The sequence below is a fragment of the Ruegeria sp. YTSA108 genome (genome assembly GCF_059610185.1).
This window is the reverse complement of record NZ_JBXWND010000006.1, coordinates 194617-211387: the sequence shown is the minus strand read 5'-3', so window position 1 is coordinate 211387 and position 16771 is coordinate 194617. Positions and strand designations below refer to the sequence as shown.

At 58.2% G+C, this 16771-nt stretch carries 18 protein-coding genes; 9 read left to right on the top strand and 9 right to left on the bottom strand.

Annotated elements, in window-relative coordinates; all coding sequences use genetic code 11:
- Positions 1-50: 50 nt before the first annotated feature.
- Entirely contained in the window at positions 51-2375 is a 2325-nt protein-coding gene (gene clpA / locus AC2FHW_RS11215; protein ID WP_142636483.1) for an ATP-dependent Clp protease ATP-binding subunit ClpA, read from the bottom strand.
- A gap of 174 nt (positions 2376-2549) precedes the next feature.
- Entirely contained in the window at positions 2550-3317 is a 768-nt protein-coding gene (gene gloB, locus AC2FHW_RS11210; protein WP_271949161.1) for a hydroxyacylglutathione hydrolase, read from the bottom strand.
- 61 nt (positions 3318-3378) lie between these two features.
- Between gloB and AC2FHW_RS11205 the strand changes: the two genes are divergently transcribed.
- From AC2FHW_RS11205 to AC2FHW_RS11175, 7 genes are all read left to right on the top strand, one after another.
- Positions 3379-4113, top strand: coding sequence for a class I SAM-dependent methyltransferase (locus tag AC2FHW_RS11205; protein WP_142636487.1), 735 nt, complete (start codon positions 3379-3381; stop codon positions 4111-4113).
- Between the two features lie 310 nt (positions 4114-4423).
- Positions 4424-4984 carry a F0F1 ATP synthase subunit delta gene (locus tag AC2FHW_RS11200; RefSeq protein WP_142636489.1) on the top strand — a complete coding sequence of 187 codons (561 nt, stop codon included), beginning with the start codon at positions 4424-4426 and terminating at the stop codon, positions 4982-4984.
- Positions 4985-6523: a F0F1 ATP synthase subunit alpha gene (atpA, locus tag AC2FHW_RS11195; protein ID WP_271949164.1), complete on the top strand. Its 1539-nt coding sequence runs from the start codon at positions 4985-4987 to the stop codon at positions 6521-6523.
- A 15-nt stretch (positions 6524-6538) separates the two neighbouring features.
- A complete protein-coding gene (locus tag AC2FHW_RS11190) occupies positions 6539-7414 on the top strand; it encodes a F0F1 ATP synthase subunit gamma (RefSeq protein WP_271949166.1) in 876 nt (291 codons plus the stop codon).
- 20 nt (positions 7415-7434) lie between these two features.
- Complete coding sequence (gene atpD / locus AC2FHW_RS11185; protein WP_142636495.1) at positions 7435-8859, top strand: F0F1 ATP synthase subunit beta; 1425 nt, start codon at positions 7435-7437, stop codon at positions 8857-8859.
- Between the two features lie 12 nt (positions 8860-8871).
- Entirely contained in the window at positions 8872-9282 is a 411-nt protein-coding gene (locus AC2FHW_RS11180; RefSeq protein ID WP_142636498.1) for a F0F1 ATP synthase subunit epsilon, read from the top strand.
- Positions 9283-9396: 114 nt separating this feature from the next.
- Positions 9397-9747 (top strand): H-type lectin domain-containing protein, encoded by a 351-nt coding sequence (locus AC2FHW_RS11175; protein WP_142636499.1) that lies wholly within the window; start codon positions 9397-9399, stop codon positions 9745-9747.
- 14 nt (positions 9748-9761) lie between these two features.
- Here AC2FHW_RS11175 and rpiB read toward each other — a convergent pair whose 3' ends face one another.
- Together rpiB and AC2FHW_RS11165 are read right to left on the bottom strand one after the other, a co-directional pair.
- Positions 9762-10214, bottom strand: a complete 453-nt coding sequence (rpiB, locus tag AC2FHW_RS11170) for a ribose 5-phosphate isomerase B (RefSeq protein WP_142636502.1) — start codon at positions 10212-10214, stop codon at positions 9762-9764.
- 60 nt (positions 10215-10274) lie between these two features.
- Positions 10275-11294: a ribose-phosphate pyrophosphokinase gene (locus AC2FHW_RS11165; protein WP_142636504.1), complete on the bottom strand. Its 1020-nt coding sequence runs from the start codon at positions 11292-11294 to the stop codon at positions 10275-10277.
- A 108-nt stretch (positions 11295-11402) separates the two neighbouring features.
- On the opposite strand from AC2FHW_RS11165, the gene AC2FHW_RS11160 reads away from it, so the two are divergent.
- Together AC2FHW_RS11160 and AC2FHW_RS11155 are read left to right on the top strand one after the other, a co-directional pair.
- A complete protein-coding gene (locus tag AC2FHW_RS11160) occupies positions 11403-12005 on the top strand; it encodes a 2-hydroxychromene-2-carboxylate isomerase (protein ID WP_142636506.1) in 603 nt (200 codons plus the stop codon).
- Between the two features lie 9 nt (positions 12006-12014).
- Positions 12015-12827 (top strand): alpha/beta fold hydrolase, encoded by an 813-nt coding sequence (locus AC2FHW_RS11155; RefSeq protein ID WP_271949171.1) that lies wholly within the window; start codon positions 12015-12017, stop codon positions 12825-12827.
- A 16-nt stretch (positions 12828-12843) separates the two neighbouring features.
- On the opposite strand, the gene AC2FHW_RS11150 is transcribed toward AC2FHW_RS11155, so the two are convergent.
- The 5 genes from AC2FHW_RS11150 to AC2FHW_RS11130 form a co-directional block, all read right to left on the bottom strand.
- Positions 12844-13878, bottom strand: a complete 1035-nt coding sequence (locus tag AC2FHW_RS11150; RefSeq protein WP_271949172.1) for a threonine aldolase family protein — start codon at positions 13876-13878, stop codon at positions 12844-12846.
- Positions 13878-14351, bottom strand: coding sequence for a YcgN family cysteine cluster protein (locus AC2FHW_RS11145; RefSeq protein ID WP_142636512.1), 474 nt, complete (start codon positions 14349-14351; stop codon positions 13878-13880). Before AC2FHW_RS11145 ends, AC2FHW_RS11150 begins: the two co-directional genes overlap by 1 nt.
- A complete protein-coding gene (locus AC2FHW_RS11140) occupies positions 14348-15280 on the bottom strand; it encodes a bifunctional riboflavin kinase/FAD synthetase (protein WP_271949173.1) in 933 nt (310 codons plus the stop codon). The genes AC2FHW_RS11145 and AC2FHW_RS11140 overlap by 4 nt, the downstream gene beginning before the upstream one ends.
- Positions 15281-15338: 58 nt before the next feature.
- Positions 15339-15782: a MaoC family dehydratase gene (locus AC2FHW_RS11135; protein WP_142636516.1), complete on the bottom strand. Its 444-nt coding sequence runs from the start codon at positions 15780-15782 to the stop codon at positions 15339-15341.
- 100 nt (positions 15783-15882) lie between these two features.
- Positions 15883-16758 (bottom strand): HAD family hydrolase, encoded by an 876-nt coding sequence (locus AC2FHW_RS11130; RefSeq protein WP_142636518.1) that lies wholly within the window; start codon positions 16756-16758, stop codon positions 15883-15885.
- Positions 16759-16771: the final 13 nt, after the last annotated feature.

Below are 16771 nucleotides of genomic sequence, written 5' to 3'. Positions count from 1 at the left end.
CAAGAAAAAAGCCCGGCGTAGAAGCCGGGCTTTGATTTGATGCGCTGCTTTTAATCTGCAGTCAGAAGCGGGGGTTTGTCGCCAGGGATGCGCGGTTGATCGGGGCCAAAAATGTCCAGATCCAGCTCTCCCTTCTTGACCGAGACGCGAACGACACCGCCCTTGGCCAGCTTACCGAACAGCAGCTCCTCGGCCAGAGGTTTCTTGATGTGTTCCTGAATGACGCGTCCCAATGGGCGTGCGCCCATCTTGTCGTCATAGCCTTTGTCGGCCAGCCATTCGGCGGCTTTTGGCGTCAGGTCGATGGTCACATTGCGGTCCAGTAGCTGTGCTTCAAGCTGCAGCACGAACTTCTCGACCACCTGCAGGATGACCTCTTTCGGCAGCGGCGCGAAGGAAATGACAGCATCCAGACGGTTGCGGAATTCCGGTGTGAACATACGTTCGATCGCGGCGGTATCCTCACCTTCGCGGCGGTCGCGGGCAAAGCCGATGGCCGCCTTTGCCTGTTCTTGCGCCCCTGCATTCGAGGTCATGATCAGCACCACGTTGCGGAAGTTCACCGTGCGACCATTGTGGTCGGTCAGCTCTCCGTGGTCCATCACTTGCAGCAGGATGTTGAACACGTCCGGGTGGGCTTTTTCAATCTCATCCAGCAGCAGAACGCAATGCGGATGCTGGTCGACGCCATCAGTCAGCAAACCGCCTTGGTCGAACCCGACATAGCCCGGAGGCGCACCGATCAGGCGGCTGACCGCGTGTTTCTCCATGTATTCCGACATATCAAAACGCAGCAGTTCCACTCCCAGCGTATCCGCCAGCTGTTTCGCGACTTCGGTCTTTCCCACACCGGTTGGGCCAGCAAACAGATAGTTGCCGATGGGCTTTTCCGGCTCGCGCAGACCGGCGCGCGCCAGTTTGATGGCGCTGGACAGCGCCTCAATCGCCACGTCTTGTCCGAAGACCACCCGTTTGAGCGACTTTTCAAGGTCTTTCAGAACCTCGGCATCGTCCTTGGTGACGTTCTTGGGTGGAATGCGGGCGATCTTGGCAACAACGGCCTCAATCTCTTTGACGCCGATGGTCTTGCGGCGCTTGCTTTCAGCAACTAGATGCTGGGCTGCACCGGCTTCGTCAATCACGTCGATCGCCTTGTCGGGCAGCTTGCGGTCATTGATGTAGCGTGCTGACAACTCGACCGCGGTTTTAATCGCGTCGGCTGTATATTTGATCTCGTGATGCTTTTCGAAATAGGGCTTCAGACCGCGCAGGATTTTTACGCTGTCCTCGACCGAAGGTTCGTTCACGTCAATCTTCTGGAACCGGCGGCTGAGCGCGCGATCCTTTTCGAAATGCTGGCGAAACTCTTTGTAGGTGGTCGAACCCATAGTGCGCAGTTTTCCACCCTGAAGGGCCGGTTTCAGCAGGTTCGAGGCATCCATTGCCCCGCCCGAGGTGGCACCGGCACCGATGACGGTGTGGATTTCATCAATGAACAGAACCGCGTCTGGGTGATCCTCAAGCTCGGTCACGACCGCTTTCAGGCGTTCTTCGAAATCACCGCGATAGCGGGTGCCCGCCAGCAATGCACCCATATCCAGCGAATAGATGGTGGTTTCTGACAGGACATCGGGGGCCTCGCCAGAGATGATCTTAAATGCCAGTCCCTCTGCGATTGCGGTTTTGCCAACGCCCGGATCACCGACCAGAAGCGGGTTGTTCTTGCGCCGGCGGCATAGCACCTGAATGCAGCGCTCAACCTCATCGGCACGACCGATCAGCGGGTCGATATCGCCCGCGCGCGATTTCGCGTTCAGGTCGATGCAGTATTTCCCCAGCGCGCTTTCTTTTTGCTCGCCATCGGCGGTGCTGGCCGGAGTTTCCTCTTCTGCCTGATCCGCGCCCGATACCGAACGGCTTTCGCCGTAGGCCGGGTCCTTGGCCACACCATGGGCGATGAAATTCACCGCATCGTACCGGGTCATATCCTGTTCCTGCAGGAAATAGGCTGCGTTGCTTTCGCGTTCGGCAAAGATCGCGACCAGAACATTCGCCCCGGTCACTTCGGTCCGGCCCGAACTTTGAACATGGATCGCAGCGCGCTGGATCACACGTTGGAAAGCGGCTGTCGGTACAGCCTCGGACCCGTCAATATCGGTGACAAGGTTCGATAGGTCTTCGTCGATGAATTCCACCAGAGTGCTGCGCAATTCGTCAAGATCGACGCTGCAGGCTTTCATCACGCGGATCGCATCGGGCTCTTCCAACAATGCCAGAAGCAGATGCTCCAGCGTTGCGAATTCATGTCGCCGTTCATTCGCAGCCGCCAGGGCCGCGTGGATGGCTTGTTCTAGTGTGCTCGAGAATGAAGGCACGCGGGTGCTCCTCTGTCTTGGGTCAGAAGGGGGCGGGCTGAAGGCCGGATCCCCATCCCAACCATGTCCTCATACTATTAGAGTTTGGTTGATCAGAGCCCGGCTTCAAGGGTTTTCTTGCTCTTGACAGTCACATTTGTTGTGACCGTGGCTGTGAAGTAGGTGAAATAGGTATCAAAACCGATCTTTTCTAGCCCTGATTTCAGCAAAAATTTTGGCTGGTTCGGCGCCTGCCATACCCAGGTGCGCCTGAATCGCCGGGTCAGCAGCGCGCAGGAAGGGGTTAGTGGCCTTTTCCAACGCCAGAGTGGAGGGAACCGTAGGCTGTTGGGCGGCTCGGGTGCTGTCAATTTCTGCGACGCGTTTCTGCAGCGCAGAATTTCCTGGATCGACGGTGAGAGCGAATTTGGCGTTGGACTGCGTGTATTCGTGCCCTGAACAAACCAGCGTGTCATCCGGCAAGGCGCTCAGTTTACACAGCGATTCCCACATCTGCGGTGCGGTGCCTTCAAACAGGCGTCCACAACCCATTGCCATCAGGCTGTCGGCGGTAAAGACCACCGCGCTTTGCGGCATGTGAAAGGCGATGTGACCAAGAGTATGGCCCGAAACGTCCAGAACAAGGACGGGTTCCCCGCCGATTTCAAAACTGTCGCCGTCATTGACCTGTTGATCCAAAGGTGGCAGGCGATGTGCGTCGGCTGCCGCGCCGATCACCGTCGCCGGGTGCTGTTCCAAAATGGCCGGCAACCCGTCGACATGGTCGAAATGGTGATGCGTGAGCAACACATGAGACAAGCCCCAGCCACGTCGTTCCAGTTCTGACAGAATCGGGCCACTTTCAGGCGCGTCGATTAATGCGGTGTTGCCGCTAACCGCGTCATGCGCCAGAAATGCGTAGTTATCGCTGAGACATGGGATGGTGACGATCTCAAGAGGCATGGCCTTTTGCCCTTTCGTTGCTAGACTGCGCTCAGCTAATCCGATTGGCCAGGTGTCCGCAATGCATCTTGATGTGCAGGATCTGAGGAATTTCTACTACCGCAGCACTCTTGGTCGTGCAGCGCAGGCGGCCATTCGTGGGCGAATGATTGATCTGTGGCCCGAGGCCAAAGGTCAAACCGTCGTAGGGTTTGGCTTTGCTGTGCCGTTGTTGCGGCCATACCTGAAAGATGCGCGCCGCGTCATCGGGCTGATGCCCGGGCCGCAGGGGGTGATGCCCTGGCCTGCGGGAATGCCCAACGTATCTGTTTTGACGGAAGAGACCTTGTGGCCTATTGAAACGGGCCATGTGGACAAGCTGGTGGTGATGCATGGACTTGAAACGTCACAACGTCCCGCCGAATTGCTGGCGGAATGCTGGCGTGTGCTTGGTCCCGGTGGACGGGCGCTTTTTATCGTACCGAACCGTGCGGGGCTGTGGTCACGGACCGATCGAACGCCATTTGGATTCGGGCGCCCTTATTCTGCCTCGCAGTTGGAAAGTCAGCTTAGAGCGCATCACTTTATGACGGATAACTATTGTTCCGCCTTGTATTTGCCTCCGTCCTTCCGTCGGTTCTGGTTGAAATCCGGCAGCCTGATAGAGAAAACTGGCCAGCGTTTGCCGACGATCATGGCAGGCGGCGTTCTGATGGTTGAGGCGACAAAGCAAATCAGACCACCCAGCGGAACCGTCACCAAAGCGACAGGGCGCCGTCAGATCAAGGCGCTGGATGGCCTGCTCAAGCCAGCCTAGCGCAACGCCTGTACTAGCTTCCATCATAACGCCGAAACACGCGAAAATGGCTGCAGGAATCGCAAAACCTTGCGGTTTGGTAACATTTTTCACCCTCATCAGCCGTATAAAAGGGTCGCACCCAAGCTAAGTATCTGAAATAGAACGCTTTGTGGATAAGGTGCCCATGGTGATAATATGTTGCTAGCTGGGTTTACCTCTGCTACATCCCCGTTGATTTTGATCCCCGGCCTTATGGACGGGGTTTCTTCACGCCCCCGGGTAGCTGCCGCAACGCGAATTCGGGGCCCAAAATATCGGAAGGGTGGACGTGTCCGAACCAGCTTCGATTTCCACAGGCATCGCCGAGCGCTATGCCACAGCGATTTTTGAGATCGCTAAAGAGAATAAAGACCTGGCAGGTCTGGAAACCGGAATCAACGATCTGGCAGCAGCATTGGGCGACAGTGCCGATCTGCGCGACCTGATCGCCTCGCCTCTGGTATCGCGCGCTGAACAAGAAGGCGCGATTACAGCGATTGCCGACAAGATGGGTCTGAACGCCATCCTGCGCAACACGCTGGGTCTGATGGCGCAGAAACGCCGTCTGTTCGTTGTGCCGCAACTGGTGCAGGTTTTGCGCGACATGCTGGCCGAAGAGCGTGGCGAAGTGACCGCCGATGTCGCCTCGGCCAAGGCGCTGACTAAGACACAGATGGATAAACTGTCCAAAACGCTGTCCGAGCGTGTGGGCAAGACCGTGACAATAAATGCGACCGTTGATGAAAGCCTCATCGGCGGTCTTGTCGTTAAAGTGGGCTCGAAGATGATCGACAGCTCGATCCGCTCCAAGCTCAACTCCCTACAGAATGCAATGAAAGAGGTCGGATAAATGGGAATCCAAGCTGCAGAGATTTCTGCAATCCTGAAGGACCAGATCAAGAATTTTGGTCAGGAAGCCGAAGTGGCCGAAATCGGTCGCGTGCTGAGCGTCGGTGACGGGATTGCCCGTGTATACGGCCTGGACAATGTGCAAGCCGGTGAGATGGTCGAATTCCCCGGTGGCATCATGGGCATGGCGCTGAACCTGGAAAGCGACAACGTCGGTGTTGTTATCTTTGGTTCTGACCGTGACATCAAAGAAGGTGACACTGTTAAGCGCACCAACTCGATCGTGGACGTGCCAATCGGCAACGGTCTGCTGGGTCGTGTTGTTGACGGCCTGGGCAACCCGCTGGACGGCAAGGGCCCGATCGAATCCACCGAGCGCGGCGTTGCAGACGTCAAAGCGCCGGGCATCATCCCGCGTAAATCGGTTCACGAGCCGATGGCAACCGGCCTGAAATCGGTCGACGCGATGATCCCGATTGGCCGTGGCCAGCGAGAGTTGATCATTGGTGACCGTCAGACCGGTAAAACTGCCGTTGCTCTAGACGCGATCCTGAACCAGAAAGTGTACAACGAAGCAGCAGGCGACGACGAGTCCAAGAAGCTGTACTGCGTTTATGTGGCCATCGGCCAAAAGCGTTCGACCGTTGCTCAGCTGGTGAAGAAACTGGAAGAATCCGGTGCGATTGAATATTCGATCGTTGTGGCCGCAACCGCGTCCGATCCGGCGCCGATGCAGTTCCTGGCACCCTATGCCGCGACCGCGATGGCTGAGTTCTTCCGTGACAATGGCCGCCACGCGCTGATCATCTATGATGACCTGTCGAAACAGGCCGTGTCCTATCGTCAGATGTCGCTGCTGCTGCGTCGTCCGCCCGGACGTGAAGCCTATCCTGGCGACGTTTTCTACCTCCACTCCCGCCTGCTGGAGCGTTCGGCGAAGCTGAACGAAGATTTTGGCGCGGGCTCGCTGACGGCTCTGCCGGTTATCGAAACCCAGGGTGGCGACGTTTCGGCGTTTATTCCGACCAACGTGATCTCGATCACCGACGGCCAGATCTTCCTGGAAACCGAGCTGTTCTATCAGGGTATCCGTCCTGCTGTGAACACCGGTCTGTCGGTTTCGCGTGTGGGCTCCTCGGCTCAAACCAACTCGATGAAGTCGGTTGCCGGCCCGGTTAAGCTGGAACTGGCTCAGTACCGTGAAATGGCTGCCTTTGCGCAGTTCGGTTCCGACCTTGACGCCGCAACCCAGCAGCTGCTGAACCGTGGTGCGCGTCTGACCGAGCTGATGAAACAGCCGCAGTACTCACCGCTGACCAACGCTGAAATCGTATGCGTCATCTTTGCCGGCACCAACGGTTACCTCGACAAGATCGACGTATCCGACGTTGGCCGCTATGAAGCTGGCCTGCTGTCGCATCTGCGTGGCAAGCACGCGGATCTGCTTCAGTGGATCACGGACGAGGACCCCAAGATCAAGGGCGACGCTTCCGACAAGATCAAGGCTGCGCTGGACGAATACGCCGCAACCTTCGCTTAAGGGAGAGGCGGGCACATGCCAAATCTTAAGGATCTAAAAAACAGGATCGAGTCGGTCAAATCGACCCGCAAGATCACCAAGGCCATGCAGATGGTCGCGGCTGCAAAACTGCGCCGCGCCCAGGAATCTGCCGAAGCCTCGCGCCCCTATGCCGCACGGTTCAATGCCGTGATGGCGGGGTTGGCGGCATCGGTCGGGGGCAGCGACAGCGCCCCCAAGCTGCTCCGGGGTACGGGCAGTGATGATGTCCATCTGCTGGTTGTCATGACAGCTGAACGCGGCCTGTGTGGCGGCTTCAATTCGAACATCGCCAAGCTGGCCCGCGCCAAAGCATATGAGCTGAAGGCCAAGGGCAAAACGGTCAAGATACTGACCGTCGGCAAGAAAGGTCGCGACGCAATCAAGCGCGACTATGGCGATCTGTTCGTTGGACATGTCGACCTGAGCGAGGTCAAGCGGCTGGGTTACACCAACGCGCAGGACATTGCGAAGGACGTTTTGTCCCGTTTCGACGCGGGTGAGTTCGACGTAGCCACGATCTTCTACTCGAAGTTCGTCAACGTCGTAAGCCAGACCCCGACGGCACAGCAGATCATCCCTGCCTCGTTCGAGGATGTCGAAGGGGACGACAGCGGCGCGGTCTTTGATTACGAGCCCAGCGAAGAGGCCATCCTGGCCGATCTGCTGCCCAAGGCGGTTGCGACTGCGATCTTCTCGGGACTGCTCGAAAACGGGGCCTCGGAACAGGGTGCACGGATGTCCGCGATGGACAACGCGACACGCAACGCGGGTGAGATGATCGACAAGCTGACGATCCAGTTCAACCGTTCGCGTCAGGCCGTGATCACCAACGAGCTGATTGAAATTATTTCCGGCGCCGAAGCGCTGTAGAGACAAACCGGAGACGAAACATGGCGAATGCAAAAGGCAAAGTCACTCAGATTATCGGGGCCGTCGTCGACGTGCAGTTCGATGACGCACTGCCTGAAATTCTGAACGCGCTGGACACCACCAACAACGGCAAGAAGCTGGTTTTGGAAGTGGCACAGCACCTGGGCGAAAACACTGTCCGCACCATTGCGATGGACGCGACAGAAGGTCTTGTACGTGGTGCCGAAGTCACGGACACCGGCGCACCCATCGCGGTTCCGGTCGGCAACGCCACCCTGGGCCGTATCCTGAACGTTGTGGGCGAGCCCATCGACGAAAAAGGTCCCGTGGAAACCACCGAAACGCGCTCCATCCACCAGGACGCGCCGGATTTCGCGGATCAGGCCACTGAATCCGAAGTTCTGGTGACCGGCATCAAGGTTGTTGACCTGCTGGCCCCTTACGCCAAAGGCGGTAAGATCGGCCTGTTCGGCGGCGCCGGTGTTGGCAAAACCGTTCTGATCATGGAACTGATCAACAACATCGCCAAAGTGCACTCTGGCGTGTCCGTGTTCGCCGGTGTTGGTGAGCGGACCCGTGAAGGCAACGACCTGTATCACGAGATGATTGAATCCGGCGTTATCGTTCCCGACAAGCTGGAAGACTCGAAAATCGCGCTGGTTTACGGCCAGATGAACGAGCCTCCGGGAGCCCGTATGCGGATCGCTCTGTCGGGTCTGACCCTGGCGGAACAGTTCCGTGATGCAACCGGTGCCGACGTTCTGTTCTTTGTCGACAACATCTTCCGCTTTACGCAGGCGGGTTCCGAGGTTTCGGCTCTGCTGGGTCGTATTCCTTCGGCGGTGGGCTATCAGCCGACACTGGCGACCGACATGGGCGCGATGCAGGAACGCATCACCTCGACCAAATCCGGGTCGATCACCTCGGTTCAGGCCGTCTATGTTCCTGCGGATGACTTGACCGACCCTGCGCCGGCCACCTCGTTCGCACACTTGGATGCGACCACCGTTCTGAACCGTGCGATCTCGGAAAAGGGTATCTACCCTGCCGTTGACCCGCTCGACTCGACCTCGCGTCTTCTCGACCCGGCCATCGTCGGTGAAGAGCATTATACCGTTGCGACTGACGTTCAGCAGATCCTCCAGCGCTATAAGTCGCTGCAGGACATCATCGCGATCCTCGGCATGGACGAACTGTCGGAAGAAGACAAACTGACCGTGGCCCGTGCCCGTAAGATTGAACGCTTCCTGTCGCAGCCGTTTGACGTGGCCGAAGTCTTCACTGGCTCGCCTGGTGTTCAGGTGCCTCTGGATGTCACCATCGCGTCGTTCAAGGCCGTTGTGGCCGGCGAATACGATCACCTGCCCGAGGCAGCCTTCCTGATGGTTGGCGGCATCGATGAAGTGATCGCCAAAGCGGAAAAGATGGCCGCAGAAGCCGCCTAAGGAGCACACCTGATGGCAAACACGATGCACTTTGACCTCGTCAGCCCCGAGCGGAGCCTTGCTTCGCTCGCGGTGACTGCGGTCCAGCTTCCCGGCGCGGACGGAGACATGACGGCGATGCCCGATCATGCCCCCACCATCACCACGTTGCGCCCCGGTCTGCTAAAGGTCGAGGCACCCGAAGGGTCCAGCGAATACCTGGTCACCGGCGGGTTTGCCCAGATCAATGGCGACAGCATGTCGGTTCTGGCCGAAAAGGCCATTCCGGTCTCTGAAGTGACCCGCGCGCATCTGGACGATCTGATCGCCGAGGCACGTGCGTCGCATGACGCGGCCAAAGGCGGCGACGATCAATCAGTCGTCGACGATGCGGCCAAGCTGCTGGCCGATATGGAAGCTCTTGGGACACATATGAGCCTGTAAGTTTCAGGACATGTAGATTTAGAAACGGCCCTGCCTGTGCGGGGCCGTTTTTTTGTGGTGATTTTGGATGAAGGGCGGTCTAAGGTTCCGTAATTCTTTATAAAAGACGACAAAATGCAGACTTTTAGTACCCATCCGATTGGAATCGACCAAGGCGAAGTTGTGCTGTTCTCCGACTTCGCAGATGGCGGTGACATGTGGACAGGCGAGGGGCCGCGCGAACGACGCTCGGACATAGAATTCAGCCAGCCATTCCGTTCCGCGCCTGTTGTACAGATCAGCGTGTCACTGTGGGATGTTGATACATCTTCGGCATTGCGCGCCGAGGTCAAGGCCGAGGACATCACGCCCGAGGGATTTGCTGCGGTGTTCCGTACCTGGTCGGATACCCGCATCGCGCGCATCCGAATATCTTGGACAGCGTTCGGCGAGGTGCCACATGAGGATGACTGGGATATTCTGTGAAGCCAGCCTTGGGTTTAGGACTCGTCCGATGCCTCTATCATGGCGACCCGGTGTGCATGCCGTCCGCCTTCGAATTCGGCTGACAGGAACGCATCCACTATATCCAGCGCCTGACCCTCACCCACGACCCGGGCGCCGACAGACAGCATGTTGGCGTCGTTATGCTGGCGGATCATGCGTGCGGAAAAGGCATCCGAGCAGACACCGCAGCGAATGCCGGGGACCTTGTTGGCCGCCATCATGATACCTTGACCCGTTCCACACAGAACGATGCCAAGCTGACAATCCCCGGATGCCACTGCTTGGGCGGCGGCCTTGCCATGAACAGGGTAATGGGTGCTCTCAGGTGTCTTGGGGCCGATATCGACGACGTCCCATCCCTGGGCCGCAATATGAGAGGCAACCGCCTGGCGTAATTCGATAGCTGCGTGGTCGCTGGATAGAACAATGCGTTTTGAGGCTGTCACGGTAAACTCCGACCTGTATTGCAGAAAGAAAAGAGGCGGCCCTTGGGCCGCCGCGTTCGATCAATCCCTATGATACATCGACTCGTAGATCGGCGTCAGGGTCTTATCCTCGAACAGTGACGATACACTGGTGCCGTTCCAGATATTCAGGATCGCCTGCGTAAAGATCGGGGCTGTGGGCACGATGCGGATGTTCTTGGCCTTGGTAATTTCTTCTGTCGGCTGGATCGTGTCGGTCAGCACCAGAGATTTCATCACCGAATTGGTCACGCGTTCGACCGCAGGGCCGCTCATGACGCCGTGTGTGATGTAGGAATGAACTTCTTTCGCACCATTATCCAGCAGTACTTGCGCCGCTTTGCACAGAGTACCGGCCGTGTCGCACATGTCGTCAACGATCAAACAGATCTTGTCTCTGACATCGCCAATTACGGTCATCTCAGCGACTTCGCCGGCTTTTTCGCGGCGTTTGTCCACGATCGACAGCGGGGCGTTGATCCGCTTGGCCAACTCGCGCGCCCGGGCCACGCCGCCCACATCGGGCGAAACGACCATGATCTCGTCGAGGCTGTCCTTGAACTGATGTTTCACATCCAGCGCAAAGATCGGCGAGGCATAAAGGTTGTCGACAGGCATGTCGAAGAACCCCTGAATCTGCGCTGCGTGCAGATCCATGGTCAGGATGCGCTCGATCCCGGCGCCAGTCAGCATGTTGGCCACCAGCTTGGCGCTGATCGGTGTGCGGGCCTTGGTGCGGCGGTCCTGGCGGGCATAGCCGAAATAGGGGATCACGGCGGTAATCCGTTGGGCCGACGAACGGCGCAGCGCATCAGCAATGATGAGCAGCTCCATCAGATTGTCATTGGCCGGGTTCGAGGTGGGCTGGACGATGAACATATCTTCGCCGCGCACGTTCTCGAACACTTCGACAAAGATTTCACCGTCGTTAAACCGTTCGACCCGGGCATCGACCAGACCCTGATCGACGCCGCGATACAGGCTCATTCGGCGTGCAATGGATTCGGCAAGCGGAAGATTAGCGTTCCCAGCGATTAACTTGGGTTCGTGAAGTGTCGGCATCGGCTGAGGTCCCCGGGCAGCAATGGCAAATGTGACAGATTCGTGATGTTGACACCGCTTAGCATGGCCTTACCGTCCAGCAAAGATAACGCTGCGGAGAAAGTGAACATGGCCCAAATTGACTACTATTTTGCGACACTCTCGCCATACACCTACCTGGCGGGACTGCGCCTGGAAGAGATTGCGGCCAAACATGGTGCGACAATCAACTACAAGCCGCTTGATATCGTCGCCCTGTTCGGACGTACGGGAGGTGTTCCGCCCAAGGACCGCCATATCTCGCGCATCGAATACCGGACGCAAGAAATGCAGCGACAGTCAAAAAAGCTGGGTATGGCGTTCAACCTGCAACCGGCCCATTGGCCCACCAATGCGGCGCCGTCCTCATACGCGATCATCGCCGCCATTCAGGACGAGTCAGGGGATGTGGGGCAGCTGGTGCATTCCTTTGTGCGCGCCTGCTGGGCCGAGGAAAAGGACATCGCGCAAGACGACGTGATCCGCGCTTGCCTGGCTGACGCTGGGTTTTCCCCGGATCTGGCCGATAGCGGCTTGCTGCTCGGGGCTGAGACCTATACCGCCAATCTGGAAGAAGCCGTGGAACGCGGAGTTTTTGGAGCTCCGTTCTATATAACGGAAGACGATCAGCGGTTCTGGGGCCAAGACAGGTTGGACGATCTGGACAGGCATCTGGCCGGGCTGAAGGGATAGGACAACATAATGGCCGTTGCGCAGAACCTGCATGTCACGCAGTTGGGGCAGGGTGATCGCCCTGTGCTGGCCTTGCATTGCACCATTGCTCATTCCGGGGTCTGGGCAGGCCTAGCCGCGGCGATGAAAGGGCAGGCAAGTTTTATTGCACCGGATATGCTGTCCCATGGGCGCAGCCCGGACTGGGATCGCCAGGGGGATCTGTATGACCGGCTGACCGAAGCCACACTTGAACATCTGACCGAGCCGATGGATCTGATCGGGCATTCCTTTGGCGCGGCGATAGCCTTGCGGCTGGCGGTCGAGCACCCAACATTGGTGCGCAGTGTCGTACTGATCGAACCGGTGTATTTTGCCGTGGCACAGCAGGATGCCCCGGACCTTGTGGCGGAATACGCGCATGTTGCCCAACCCTGTATGGACGCGCTTGCATCAGGCGACGAACCTTTGGCGGCAAGGCTGTTCAACCGGTTGTGGGCCGGAGATAGGGGACCGCGTTGGTCAGACATGCCCGAAACTGCACGGGCGGGGATGGTGCGTGGAATTCATCTGGTATCCGAGGTCGAAAACGAACTGATAATGGATTCCAAAGGCTTGCTACGGCCCGAGCGGATCGCACACGCCAATATGCCGGTATTGCTGCTGCATGGCGCGCTCACCCACCCAGTGATGGTCGCGATAAACTCTGGATTGAAATCCCGTCTTCCAATGGCCGAAAGCGCCGTGATCGAAGGGGCAGGGCATATGGCTCCAATCTCTCACCCGACAGAGACCGGCGCTCTGATCGAGGCTTTTTGGAACAGACTGCCTGCCACTGCCTGAAGCTTCGGGCGCGTCGTTACAAGAGCGAGATGAACCGATCAATTTGCGCAGGCTCGATGGACCAGTCACAAACCAGCCGACAGGCCAGAATTTCGCTGTCATCTGCCCCGTCCAGCTCTGCCCCCCACAGGTGGTAAACAGCACCTGCGGCATGCAGTTGCTTGTGTTGGGCGCGTGAAAACTGGGCAAAAATCATATTCGCCTGCGGCGCGTGCAGGAAAGAGGCACCTTTGGCCCGCAATCCCTCGGTCAGACGGGCGCAGTTGTTATTGGCCTGACGGGCCAGTGTCAGCCACAGATCATCCTGCAGATACGCCGCCATTTGAGCGGACAGATAGCGGTGCTTGGAGAACAGGTGCGCCCCGCGCTTGCGGCGCAATTCGAATTCCCAGGCTTTGCTTTCATCAAAGAAGACAACGGCTTCGACGCCCATTAGCCCGTTTTTGGTCCCGCCAAAACTGACCGCATCCACGCCTGCTTTCCACGTCATCTCGGCGGGTGAGCAGTTCAACGCAACGAGGGCGTTGGAAAAACGCGCACCGTCCAAATGGACTGGCAGCCCATACTCTTTGGCCACGGCGCAGAGCGCCTGCAATTCTGACAGGGTGTAAACAGACCCTCGTTCGGTCACCTGCGTAATGGATACAGGTCCGCGCTGCGGTCCATGCACGCCGCGTGTTTCTTCGGCCAGAATCGAGCCGCGCAGCGCGTCCGGCGCCATCTTGTCCGCGCCCGGAACCAGCGTCAGCTTGGCGCCGCTGTAAAACTCGGGCGCGTTGCACTCATCCTCGTGGATATGTGCCACGGGTGAGCAGAACACCGTCTCCCACGGCTGCGCCAGCGTCGCCAACGCCAGCGAATTCGCGGCCGTCCCGGTGGCCACCAGATACACGGCGGCGCCAGGTGCCTCGAACACCCCGCGAATGCGATCCCGGACCTCATTCATCAAGGTGTCGGTTCCATAGGCCATCTGATAGCCCTGATTGGCAGCATTCAGCGCTTCCATGACCGCCGGGTGAACCGGCCCCGAATTGTCAGAGGCAAAGTACATTAGCTGGGCTCCTCGATGATATGATCTTCCCACTCCTCCAGCGGAGTTTCGAATTCGGACACGGTCCGCCCCTGCACCGAGACTCCGGCGGCATGAACGCTGTCCGGTGTGCCCGAAATCAACGGGTGCCAATCGTGTAGGGGTTTGCCCTCCCACAACAGGCGATAGGCACAGGTCTGTGGCAGCCAATAGGCGTGATCGTTGATATTGCCCGGCGTCATCACGATACATTCCGGCACAAATTGGTGGCGGATATCGTATTGGGTGCAGCGGCAACTTTCGTCATCCAGCAGACGGCAGGCGACGCAGGTCAGGGCAACCTCGCCGGTGTCTTCATCTTCCAGTTTGTTCAGACAACATTTGCCGCAGCCATCGCACAAAGCTTCCCATTCGGCTTGGTTCATGCGGGTTAGCGGTTTTCGTTCCCAGAACCTGGGGGCCAGGCCGGTGCGGTCGATCGGATCCGTTGTCATCGGTCCGCCAGCAGGCCGCGGGCCTTGTCGCAGTCGGCATCCATCTGCGCGATCAGGCCGTCCAGACCGTCAAAGGTCATCTCGGGGCGCAGGTATTCTACCAGACCTACCGACAGGGTCGCGCCATAAAGGTCACCCGAGAAGTCGAACAGGAAGGTTTCGATATTGGGGACTTCACCATTGAACATCGGTCGCGTCCCAACCGAGGCTGCGCCCTGATAGCTGCCCAGATGAGGTCCATCCAGAACATCGACCAATACGGCATAGACGCCGAATCTTGGCGGATGCAGCCCCTCAATGGACATGTTTGCGGTGGGAAATCCCAGTTCACGGCCCCGTTGTTCTCCTCCGATCACCTCGCCTTCGATCCGGTGCCAGTGACCCAGCATGGTAGCGGCATCCTGCGGGCGGCCCTCGGTCAGTGCAGTACGGATCGCAGTGGAAGAAACGACATTTTCGGACCGCTCCATCAACGGAGCGATGGTGACACCGAACCCCATCTCTTGCCCAAAGAGCACCAAGTCATCAGCGGTGCCGCTGCGGCCTTTGCCGAAACAGAAATCGGCACCGACGACGACATGCGACAGGCCGAGCCCGTCGCAGATCACGTTGCGGGCGAATTCTCTGGGCGTCAGGCCAGCCAATGCGGCGTTGAACGGCAGCTCATACAGCTTTTCGACCCCCAGTTTTGCTAACCGGTGCGCGCGGGCATTGCCGCGCATCAGGCGAAAGGGCGGGGCGTCCGGGGCGAAATATTCTCTGGGATGCGGCTCGAATGTCAGTACGCCCAAAGGTGCACTCGGCGCGGCGCTGCGGGCCAGTTCGATCACAGATTGGTGGCCGATATGAACGCCGTCGAAATTCCCGATCGCCACGCTGGCGCCGCGATCTTGGGGTTCGATGAATTGGAGGTCACGAATGATGCGCATAGCGACTGCCTAGCGGGACAGGCGCGCTTGTTCAAGGGTCTGAGACCCCCGGAAACGCTCAGTCGAATTTGCGCGACGGGGCCAGCACCATGGCTTCGCCCACCAGCACCTTCTTGCCATCCACTGCGCAGTGACAATCGAGCTTGACCCGACGCTTGGCAAAATCAATGTCGATCACCTTGACCTCGGCATAGACCATGTCACCCGGGCGAACAGGAGCGAGAAACTTCAGCGACTGCCCCATGTAAACTGTGCCGTGGCCCGGCAACTGCTCGCCGATCACGGCCGAGATCAGACCCGCGGTCAGCATCCCATGCGCAATGCGCCCCTCGAAGATCGTGTCGCGGGCGTAATTGTCGTCCAGATGTACGGGGTTTCTGTCGGTCGACACCTGAGCGAACATTTCGATATCCTCGTCCGTCACCACTTTGCGAAGGTGACGGGACATGCCCATCTCGATGTCTTCAATACAGATCGTGCCGCGTGGAAGATTATCCAACATGTTGCCCTCACTCGAATTCATCGGGCAACAAAAAAATCAAAGTCACCCCTGTTGGGAAACTTTATTACTTTGCAACTGCAGAAAATCAAGCCTTTTTTGACTACCTAAGGCGGCCGATCGTATAGGTCGGGTTTATCTTTTCCTTTTGAATATAATCAGTTAGGGATTCATGATGCGGATGTGCCTCGGTTTTTGTCTCGGCTGCGGCTAGCCCGCCCGAGATGAAAAGAGAATCAATGCCTTCCCCCATTCCCCCCAGAATGTCGGTGTGCGGACCGTCTCCGATGACAAGAATGTCCCCATCGGGGATGTCGTGGCCAAGTTCCTGCAACCTGCGGCGGGCAAGATCATAGATCGGCGGATGAGGCTTTCCGAAATATAGGCTTTCGCCACCCATTTCCGTATAAAGCCTGGCCAATGCACCAGCGCACCACTCCCGAACCTCGCCGCGGTCCACCACAATATCGGGATTGGCACAAAGCAGCTTCAGCCCCTTTTGTTTGGCGTACAGGAAATCAGCGCGGTTCACAGACGGATCGGCCATGGGATCGAAGGGGCCACAACAAGCAATGCCCTCTGCCTCGGCCAGCGGCACGCGCTCGATATGAATCGGGTGGTCCAACAACTTCAGCGGTTCAAAGAATCCCGCGTCCCGCTGCCATTCGCCCATGAAATAGACCTTTTCGCCCACTGCGCCACGGAACATGGCCGACCGGGCCGAATCTCCGCTGGTTGCAATCGTGTCATAGGCGTCGTCTGGGACATTGAATTGCGCCAGCTGGGTAGCGACGCCAGCACGCGGCTTGGGTGAGTTTGTCACCAGGACAACAATGCCGCCTTGCGCGCGATAGGCCTGCAGGGCCGCAACCGCTTCGGGGTAAGCCGTGATACCATTGTGAACACAGCCCCAAAGATCGACGAACAGGGCCTTATACCGGCTGGAAACCTCGGGCAATGCGTGGATGATCTGCGTCATGATGGGGCCCCAT

Excerpts from the sequence above, each read along its gene's own strand:
- AC2FHW_RS11175 (WP_142636499.1), top strand. The coding sequence starts at position 9,397 with ATGCAGACTTTTAGTACCCATCCGATTGGAATCGACCAAGGCGAAGTT.
- AC2FHW_RS11140 (WP_271949173.1), bottom strand. The coding sequence starts at position 15,280 with ATGCGCATCATTCGTGACCTCCAATTCATCGAACCCCAAGATCGCGGC.
- AC2FHW_RS11165 (WP_142636504.1), bottom strand. The coding sequence starts at position 11,294 with ATGCCGACACTTCACGAACCCAAGTTAATCGCTGGGAACGCTAATCTT.
- AC2FHW_RS11130 (WP_142636518.1), bottom strand. The coding sequence starts at position 16,758 with ATGACGCAGATCATCCACGCATTGCCCGAGGTTTCCAGCCGGTATAAG.
- AC2FHW_RS11180 (WP_142636498.1), top strand. The coding sequence starts at position 8,872 with ATGGCAAACACGATGCACTTTGACCTCGTCAGCCCCGAGCGGAGCCTT.
- AC2FHW_RS11145 (WP_142636512.1), bottom strand. The coding sequence starts at position 14,351 with ATGACAACGGATCCGATCGACCGCACCGGCCTGGCCCCCAGGTTCTGG.
- atpA (WP_271949164.1), top strand. The coding sequence starts at position 4,985 with ATGGGAATCCAAGCTGCAGAGATTTCTGCAATCCTGAAGGACCAGATC.
- AC2FHW_RS11150 (WP_271949172.1), bottom strand. The coding sequence starts at position 13,878 with ATGTACTTTGCCTCTGACAATTCGGGGCCGGTTCACCCGGCGGTCATG.
- AC2FHW_RS11160 (WP_142636506.1), top strand. The coding sequence starts at position 11,403 with ATGGCCCAAATTGACTACTATTTTGCGACACTCTCGCCATACACCTAC.
- AC2FHW_RS11135 (WP_142636516.1), bottom strand. The coding sequence starts at position 15,782 with ATGTTGGATAATCTTCCACGCGGCACGATCTGTATTGAAGACATCGAG.
- gloB (WP_271949161.1), bottom strand. The coding sequence starts at position 3,317 with ATGCCTCTTGAGATCGTCACCATCCCATGTCTCAGCGATAACTACGCA.
- AC2FHW_RS11190 (WP_271949166.1), top strand. The coding sequence starts at position 6,539 with ATGCCAAATCTTAAGGATCTAAAAAACAGGATCGAGTCGGTCAAATCG.
- AC2FHW_RS11205 (WP_142636487.1), top strand. The coding sequence starts at position 3,379 with ATGCATCTTGATGTGCAGGATCTGAGGAATTTCTACTACCGCAGCACT.
- atpD (WP_142636495.1), top strand. The coding sequence starts at position 7,435 with ATGGCGAATGCAAAAGGCAAAGTCACTCAGATTATCGGGGCCGTCGTC.
- AC2FHW_RS11155 (WP_271949171.1), top strand. The coding sequence starts at position 12,015 with ATGGCCGTTGCGCAGAACCTGCATGTCACGCAGTTGGGGCAGGGTGAT.